Here is a 6,128-nt window from a genome sequence, read left to right on the forward strand (position 1 = left end):
ACGCTTTCCTGGATGAAATCGGCGTCGGCGACCGCCTCGGCGATGGTCTTGGCGAAGGTCAGCTTGCCTTCCTTGGGCAGGCCGCCGGGCAGCATCTGCTTATAGGCGCGGCGGGCGCCCTTCATCACCTCGCCGACCTTGCGCGACGCCTCGGGATCGGGATCGAAAATCGAAACATCGATGCCGTTCAAAAGCAGCCGCGCCACCCAGCCGGCGCCGATGACGCCGCCGCCGATGGCGGCTGCCTTGTTGATGATGCTCATGCGGAAGCTCCGGTTCTGGTCTTGGCTGTTTCGGGATCGGTAAGCGGCACACGCTCACCGGCGCGGATCACGGCCGGGTCGTAGGCCTTGCGGGCGAAGACTTCGAGCACGAAGGGCCGGAAGAACTCGATCGGCAGCGTGTCGTAATCGGGGTCGAAGCTCGACTGGTCCCAGCGCTCGCAGAACCGGTCGCAGTCGTCGAAATAGGGATGGCCGGCGAAGCGGTCACGGGCGTGGCGGTTGCCGCCGAGATGATGCGCGTAATAGAGGCGCTGGAAATCGCCGTGCTTCTCCACCACCCAGGTGCACTGTTCGCGCACGAAGGGCTTCAGGATCGCGGCCGCGTATTCGTCGTGATTGTAGGGCGCGTAGATATCGCCGATGTCGTGCAGCAACGCGCAGGCGATCCAGTCAGTGTCGGCGCCATCGCGCCAGGCCCGCGTCGCCGCCTGCAGCGAATGGCCGAGCCGGGTGATCTTGTAGCCGGAGAGGCCCTCGTCGAGCTGCACCAGCGCGTCGAGCAGCCGCTCGCCGGTTTTCGCAGCGTAGTCGACCTCATGGGCGGTCAGGAATTCGTAGTCTTCCCTGTCGCCATCCTTCATCGCGGTGAATTTGACGGTCGCCATGGTCAGCCCCCGCCTTATGCTGCGATCGGCGCCCGCTTGGTGAGGTTGAGCTTCTTGCGCACTTCCTCCGGCCCGAGGATCCTGGCGCCGAGATTGGTGACGATGCTGGCGGCACGATCGACGAGCTGCGCGTTGGTCGCCAGCACGCCCTTGTCCAGCCAAAGATTGTCCTCAAGACCGACGCGGACATTGCCCCCGGCGAGCACCGCGGCCGCCGCATAGGCCATCTGGTTGCGGCCGATCGAGAAGGCCGACCAGTTCCAGGTCGACGGCACGTTGTTGACCATGGCCATGAAGGTATTGAGGTCATCCGGCGCGCCCCACGGCACACCCATGCACAGCTGCACCAGCGCGTCCGGCTTCAGCACCTGCTCCTCGACCAGCTGCTTGGCGAACCACAGATGGCCGGTGTCGAAGGCCTCGATCTCGGGCTTGACGCCAAGCGCCGTCATCATGCCGCCCATGGCGCGCAGCATGCCGGGCGTGTTGGTCATCACATAGTCTGCCTCGGCGAAGTTCATCGTGCCGCAATCCAGCGTGCAGATCTCCGGCAGGCACTGGCGCACATGTTCCATGCGGTTGGTGGCGCCGCCCATGTCGGTGCCCTTCTCTTTCAGCGGCAGCGGCGCCTCCGGCGAGCCGAACACCATGTCGCCGCCCATGCCGGCGGTGAGGTTGAGCACCACGTCGACATTGGCCTCGCGGATGCGCTCGGTCACCTCGCGATAGAGATGGATGTCGCGCCTGGGCTTGCCGGTCTCGGGATCGCGGACATGGCAGTGGACGATCGCCGCACCCGCCTTGGCGGCGTCGATCGCCGAATCGGCGATCTGCTTGGGGGAGCGCGGCACATGCGGACTGCGGTCCTGCGAGCCGCCGGACCCGGTCACGGCACAGGTAATGAAGACCTCACGGTTCATTGCGAGCGGCATTGGACTTTCTCCCAATCAAGACAGACCCAACAATGACCGACTTGCCGGAAACTGTTTTGCGCTTTACGAAGCTGACATGACTAAAAGCGAAAAGCCGACGATCTTTCGCGCCGAACACGAAACGCTCAAGGTGACGCTCCTGGTGTTCTCCGGCTCGTCGATCATGTGCGTGGCCTCGGCCGTCGACCCGCTGCGCGCCGCCAACCGCATCTCGGGCGACACGCTGTTCGACTTCAAGCTGGTCTCGGTGACGGGTGAGGCGCCGGTTACGACATGTGGCCTGCCGGTGGCGGTCAGCGGCCGCTTCGATGCCGCCGAGCCGACCGATGTGTTGGTCGTCGTCGCCGGCTTCGGCACGCAGAATTATGCCACGGCGGCGCTGCTTGCGGGGTTGCGCAGGGCAGCACGTGCGGCCCGCGCCTGCGGCGGCGTCGAGGCCGGCACCTGGCTGGTGGCGCGGGCCGGTCTGCTCGAAGGGCGAAGCGCCACCACGCATTGGGAGGACATGGAGGATTTTTCCGCCGCCTTCCCGGGCGTCGACGTGCGTCCGGACCGCTATGTCATCGACGGGCCTGTCTTCACGTCCGGCGGCGCCTCGCCGACCTTCGATCTGATGCTGCATCTGGTGCGGACCAGGCTCGGCATGGCCGTGGCGCTCGATGTGGCGAGCGTGTTCATCTACGACCAGGCGCGCGCCGCGACCGATGCGCAGCCGCTGGTCTCGCTCGGGCGGCTCGACGGCTACGACCCAAGGCTGGCGCAGGCGATCCGGCTGATGGAATCGCATGTCGACCAGCCGCTGACCATCGACGCCGTGGCCAAGCGCGCCGGCGTGACGGCGCGGACGCTGGAAAGCATCTTCCGCAAGTCGATCGGCGAGACGCCCGGCGCCTATTATCTGCGGCTGCGCCTCAGCGCCGCCCGGCGCCTGGTGGTCGACACGCGGATCGCCATGGCCGACATTGCCGGGCGGACGGGATTCTCCTCCGCGGCGGCATTTTCCAGGGCATTTTCGAGGGCTTTCGGCGAAGCGCCGGTGAGGCTCCGCCGGGGATAGGCTACGCGGCGGTCTGCCGGGTGCTGGCGCTGTCGATCTCGGAGCGCATCTGCCTTGCAATATGGGTCTCGAAGCGGCTGGCGACCGCGCGATCCCATTCGGTCGCGCCGCGTGAACCGGCCTTGCCGTGCGGCAATGCCATCAGCCGGTCGATGATCGAGCCAGCCTCGCCAGATGAGAGCAGGGCGTCGATTTCGCGTTCGTGCTGCATATCGTTTCGCCTCCTTCTTCCTGATTCCCGCCACGAGCCGACACTATAGGAAATCCGTGACGGCTGTTTGAAGGCAAGAGAGAGGCTATTGAGGGGCGGCGCGGGGCAAAACCTTGTCGTCGGTTTCAGCCCCGCGCAAAGCCGTTTTATCTTAGCGGCTGCTTGAGTTAGGGCCGGCGCCCTGCCTCACACATAGCGGTTGACGATGTTTTCCAGCAGCTCCTGGCGGCCGGAGCGCGGCTGCGGCTCGATCTTCTTCTTGACCACCCGCTCGGCGATCTCCTCCAGCGTGCGCTTGCCCGACAGCATCGCCTTGCCTTCGGCGGTGTTCCAGCCGGCATAGCGCTCGGCCAGCGGGGCCGACAGCGCCTTGTCCTCGATCATCCTGGCCGCCGCCTTGAGGCCGCGCGCGCAGGCATCCATGCCGCCGATATGGCCGATCAGCAGGTCCTGCGGGTCGAGCGACTGGCGCCGCAGCTTGGCATCGAAGTTGGTGCCGCCGGTCTTGAAGCCGCCGCCCTGCAGGACCTGGTAGTAGGCGAGCGCCATTTCCGGCACGTTGTTGGGGAACTGGTCGGTGTCCCAGCCCGACTGGTAGTCGTTGCGGTTCATGTCGATCGAACCGAAGACGCCGAGGGCATTGGCGAGCGCCAATTCATGCTCGAAGGAATGGCCGGCGAGGATGGCGTGCCCCTGCTCGATGTTGAGTTTCACTTCCTTCTCCAGCCCAAAACGCTTGAGGAAGCCGTAGACAGTGGCGACGTCGTAATCGTACTGGTGCTTTGTCGGCTCCTGCGGCTTCGGTTCGATCAGGATGGTGCCCTTGAAACCGATCTTGTGCTTGTAGTCGACGACCAGGCTGAGGAAGCGTCCGGCCTGCTCCTGCTCGCGGCCAAGATCGGTGTTGAGCAGCGTCTCGTAGCCTTCGCGGCCACCCCACAGCACGTAATTCTCGCCCTTCAGCCGCTTGGTGACGTCGATGCAGCTTTTCACCGTCGCCGCCGCATAGGCGAAGACATCCGGATCGGGATTGGTGGCCGCGCCGGACATGAAGCGGCGGTGCGAGAACAAGTTCGCCGTGCCCCACAGCAGCTTGACGCCGGTCTCTCTCATCTTGGCGGCAAAATAGTCGGCGATCTCGTCGAGGCGCGCAGCGCTCTCGGAAAAATCCTTGCCCTCGGGCCGGACGTCGGCGTCGTGGAAGCAGAAATAGGGCGCGCCGAGCAGCGAGAACATCTCGAAGGCGACGTCGGCCTTGAGCTTCGCCAGCTCCATCGTGTCGATGCCGCCGGGTTTGGCGAACCAGGGGCGATCGAAGGTCTGGCCGCCGAACGGGTCGCCGCCGGGCCAGGCGAAGGAATGCCAATAGGCGACGGCAAAGCGCAGATGGTCTTCCAGCCGCTTGCCGGCGACCAACTCGTCCGGGTTGTAGAACCGGTAGGCGAGCGGATTGGTCGAATCCGGTCCCTCGTACTTGATCGTCTGGATGTCGCCGAAAAATCCGCTGCTCATGATCGTCCTTCCTCTCGCAGGTTCCTGTCCGCCATTACCTCAGGCGTAATTGGTTTCATGCCGGCGCTGGTCGAAAAGGGTCATGTCGAAACGATCCAACGAAGGATGAAGACCATGACCGACCTCAACACGATCGCCCGGAACTACATCACCGCCTGGAACGAGAGCGATGCGGGCCGCCGCAAGGCTCTGCTCGAAGCGGCCTTCACCAGCGACGTCAGCTACCGCGATCCGATCATGCAGGGCGACGGCCACGCAGGCATCGCCGCGCTGATCGACGGCGTGCAGCAACGCTTCGCCGGGTTCCGCTTCTCGCTGAAGGGCCAGCCGGACGGGTTTGCCGATCAGATCCGCTTCTCGTGGAATCTCGGCCCGGAGGGCACCGAGTCGGTCATCGAAGGCACCGACATCGCCGTCATCGAGAACGGCCGCCTGAAGAGCGTCACCGGGTTTTTGGACAAGGTGCCGGCGCAGTGAGGCTTTGCTGTTGAGGTGGGCGCCAAGCACCCCCCTCTGGCCTGCCGGCCATCTCCCCCTCAAGGGGGGAGATTGGCTGGCTTTTCCGCCTTCGCCAATCACTGACCTTGCAAGACTGGCATAGCCGTCGACGCTGCTGATCTCCCCCCTTGAGGGGGAGATGCCCGGCAGGGCAGAGGGGGGTGCCTCGCGCCCGCTCACGCGGTTGCCGCCCTGATCGCCGGATAAAGCGCCCTGTAGCGCTGGTAGGCGTCGGCGAAGGCCCCGCCAAGCCCGGCGTCCGGATCGATCGTGGCGTCGGTCGCCGGCGCGGTGCACACGGCAAGCGGATCGGCGCCGGTCGCGGCGATCAGGCCGAGCCGGGCCGCGCCGAACGCGGCGCCGAAATCGCCATCGGCCGGGATGTCCACCGGCACCTGCAAGGCCGTGGCAATCGCCTTCAGCCAGTAGCGCGAGCGCGACCCGCCGCCGATCGCCGTGACCCGGGTCAGCGTCGTGCCGGCCGTCTTCAGCGCTTCGAGACTGTCGCGGAAGGCAAAGGCGACGCCTTCGAGCACGGCCTGCGTCAGCACGGCGCGGCCGGTTTCATGCGCCAGGCCGGTGAACGAGCCACGAATGGCGGAATCATTGTACGGCGTGCGCTCGCCTGAGAGATAGGGCAGGAAGGACACACCGGTCGGCGCCTTGAGCGTATCGCCGAGCTCGGCGGTCAATTCGCCGGCGCTTTTGCCGGTGATCTCCGACAGCCAGTTGAGCGAATCGGTGGCCGACAGGATAACGCCCATCTGGTGCCAGGTGTCGGGCAGCGCGTGGCAGAAGGTGTGCACCGCGCTTGCCGGATTGGGCAGGTAGGCGGCGTTGGCGGCGAACAGCACGCCGGAGGTGCCGAGCGACACAAAGGCGTGGCCGGCGCCGACCGTGCCCATGCCGCAGGCCGAGGCCGCATTGTCGCCGGCGCCGCCGGCGATCGGAATGCCTGCTGCAACGCCCCATTTGGCGGCAAGCTCGGCGCGCAAGGCGCCGGCCTTCGCCGTGCCCTCGACCAGCGAC

At 65.9% G+C, this 6,128-nt stretch carries 8 protein-coding genes; 2 read left to right on the forward strand and 6 right to left on the reverse strand.

What is annotated here, in order from left to right; translation table 11 throughout:
- The 3 genes from EOA33_RS20745 to EOA33_RS20755 form a co-directional block, all read right to left on the reverse strand.
- On the reverse strand, positions 1-263 hold a 263-nt coding region (locus EOA33_RS20745; protein WP_245482393.1), incomplete at its 3' end, for a 3-hydroxyacyl-CoA dehydrogenase NAD-binding domain-containing protein.
- Positions 260-889, reverse strand: a complete 630-nt coding sequence (locus EOA33_RS20750) for an HD domain-containing protein (protein ID WP_126056928.1) — start codon at positions 887-889, stop codon at positions 260-262. The genes EOA33_RS20750 and EOA33_RS20745, both read right to left, overlap by 4 nt.
- Before the next feature lie 14 nt (positions 890-903).
- Positions 904-1,821, reverse strand: coding sequence for a 3-keto-5-aminohexanoate cleavage protein (locus EOA33_RS20755; protein WP_126056929.1), 918 nt, complete (start codon positions 1,819-1,821; stop codon positions 904-906).
- A gap of 76 nt (positions 1,822-1,897) precedes the next feature.
- Here EOA33_RS20755 and EOA33_RS20760 point away from each other — a divergent pair, with 76 nt between their 5' ends.
- Positions 1,898-2,878 carry a GlxA family transcriptional regulator gene (locus EOA33_RS20760; protein WP_126056930.1) on the forward strand — a complete coding sequence of 327 codons (981 nt, stop codon included), beginning with the start codon at positions 1,898-1,900 and terminating at the stop codon, positions 2,876-2,878.
- Position 2,879: 1 nt separating this feature from the next.
- Here EOA33_RS20760 and EOA33_RS20765 read toward each other — a convergent pair whose 3' ends face one another.
- Entirely contained in the window at positions 2,880-3,089 is a 210-nt protein-coding gene (locus EOA33_RS20765) for a hypothetical protein (RefSeq protein ID WP_126056931.1), read from the reverse strand.
- Between the two features lie 186 nt (positions 3,090-3,275).
- Entirely contained in the window at positions 3,276-4,601 is a 1,326-nt protein-coding gene (xylA, locus tag EOA33_RS20770; RefSeq protein WP_127406449.1) for a xylose isomerase, read from the reverse strand.
- 114 nt (positions 4,602-4,715) lie between these two features.
- On the opposite strand from xylA, the gene EOA33_RS20775 reads away from it, so the two are divergent.
- The gene (locus EOA33_RS20775; protein ID WP_126056933.1) at positions 4,716-5,078 is read left to right on the forward strand and encodes a nuclear transport factor 2 family protein; all 363 of its coding nucleotides are present in this window, start codon (positions 4,716-4,718) and stop codon (positions 5,076-5,078) included.
- A gap of 197 nt (positions 5,079-5,275) precedes the next feature.
- Here EOA33_RS20775 and EOA33_RS20785 read toward each other — a convergent pair.
- A partial coding sequence (locus EOA33_RS20785) for an FGGY-family carbohydrate kinase (RefSeq protein WP_245482394.1) occupies positions 5,276-6,128 on the reverse strand: 853 nt, incomplete at its 5' end.

The sequence above is a fragment of the Mesorhizobium sp. M4A.F.Ca.ET.050.02.1.1 genome, assembly GCF_003997725.1.
Taxonomy (GTDB): domain Bacteria; phylum Pseudomonadota; class Alphaproteobacteria; order Rhizobiales; family Rhizobiaceae; genus Mesorhizobium.

Coding starts and splice junctions, on each gene's coding strand:
- EOA33_RS20750 (WP_126056928.1), bottom strand. CDS start 889: ATGGCGACCGTCAAATTCACCGCGATGAAGGATGGCGACAGGGAAGAC.
- EOA33_RS20755 (WP_126056929.1), bottom strand. CDS start 1,821: ATGCCGCTCGCAATGAACCGTGAGGTCTTCATTACCTGTGCCGTGACC.
- EOA33_RS20760 (WP_126056930.1), top strand. CDS start 1,898: ATGACTAAAAGCGAAAAGCCGACGATCTTTCGCGCCGAACACGAAACG.
- EOA33_RS20765 (WP_126056931.1), bottom strand. CDS start 3,089: ATGCAGCACGAACGCGAAATCGACGCCCTGCTCTCATCTGGCGAGGCT.
- xylA (WP_127406449.1), bottom strand. CDS start 4,601: ATGAGCAGCGGATTTTTCGGCGACATCCAGACGATCAAGTACGAGGGA.
- EOA33_RS20775 (WP_126056933.1), top strand. CDS start 4,716: ATGACCGACCTCAACACGATCGCCCGGAACTACATCACCGCCTGGAAC.